Origin of the sequence: Streptomyces sp. MnatMP-M17 (assembly GCF_900091995.1) — a bacterium.
Classification (GTDB): Bacteria; Actinomycetota; Actinomycetes; order Streptomycetales; family Streptomycetaceae; genus Streptomyces.
Window position 1 is genome coordinate 1 of the sequence record NZ_FMDK01001087.1, and the last position, 1,503, is coordinate 1,503.

General features: G+C 69.7%; 1 protein-coding gene. It reads left to right on the plus strand.

The annotated features are described in order from the left end of the window. Positions 1 to 1,461: major capsid protein (locus tag GA0115259_RS36270; RefSeq protein WP_093604713.1), on the plus strand; the 1,461-nt coding region annotated here is incomplete at its 5' end. Positions 1,462 to 1,503: the final 42 nt, after the last annotated feature.

The window sequence follows — 1,503 nt, forward strand, 5'->3', positions numbered from 1 at the left end:
ACCACGCCCGAGCCCCCCGCCGCACCGGCCGAACCGGCCTCGGCCGCCCCGGTGGTGCCCTCCGTGGCCGAGCTGGGCGCCACGCCGCCCGAGCCCCCGGTGGTTCTCGGCCGCGAGCGCCGCAACCAGTTCTCCATCGTCCTCACCTCCGACGGCGCCGCGTCCGTCGGCAAACGGTACGGCGAGGAAGTCACCGTCGCCGACGTCTCCAACGCCGTCGCGAAGTCCTTCTCCTCGTACGGGCGTGCCGGTGGCGGCCAGTCCAGTAAGCGGACTCTCGCCCAGTTCACCCGCGACCGAGGCGACGAGTTTCAGCTCGGCCGCGGCGAGGAGGACGACTACACCGCGATCGAGCGCGCCCGGAAGGAGTCCCGCCTCGATGGCGGCTCGCTCCTCAAGGCGTGGTCCGGGCAGGTCACCGAGGAGGCGAACAGCCTGACGGCGGCGGCCGGGTGGTGTGCCCCATCGGAGAACCTCTACGACACCTGTGGCCTGTGGAGCATGGACGGCATGCTCGACCTGCCGACCCTCACCGCGAGCAGGGGCGGCTTCAACTACGCCTCCAACCAGCCGACATACGCCGACCTCCAGGCCAACACCAGCTTCACCGTGCTGACCGAGGCGCAGGTTATCGCCGACACCGCGAAGAACTGTGCGGAGATCCCCTGCCCGACGTTCACGGACGCCCGGCTCGATGTGGCCGTCTCCTGCATCACCGCATCGTTCATGCAGATGGCCGGGTACCCAGAGTGGGTCAACAACTACGTCGACGGGCTCCTCACCAACCACGCCCACAAGCTGAACGGGAACATCATCGCCCGCATCGCCACCAAGGCCGGCGCTGCAACGGTGATCCCGGCTCAGGGTGCGACCCCGGCTCCGGGATCCGGTCCGGACTCGTCCGCGACGGCGTCTCTGCTGTCGGCGCTTGAGCTCGCGGCCACGGACATGCGCTACCGGGAGCGGATGCCGTTCTCGCAGACGTTCGAGGTGATCCTGCCGGCGTGGTCGCTCGCGCAGATCCGCGCGGACCTCTCCCGCCGCAACGCGTACCCGAACGATCCGTTCGCGATCACCAACCAGATGATCGTCGGCTGGTTCACGACCCGGAACATCAGGCCGCAGTTCGTGTACGACTTCCAGGACGCCTACGCCACCACCCCGCCCACCGGCCTCCCCGGCGGTACTGCGGCGCTCACCGCGCTCCCGACCACAGTGAACTTCCTCATCTACCCGGCCGGGGCCGTCGTCCTCGCCCGCCAGGACGTCGTCACCCTCTCCTCTGTATATGACGCGGCAAACCTCCAGCAGAACCTGTTCACCAGGCTCTTCTCCGAGGAGGGCTTCCAGCCCATCTACCCCTGCGGCTCCATCCGCCAGTACACCGCACAGCTCTGCCCGTCCGGCGCCACCGGCGCCCAGGTCTGGACATCCTGCGCCGTGCCCGCCGCCGCAGCCTGACCCACTCCTCTGACCGGCGGCCGGGCCCCGTCCCTGGCCCGG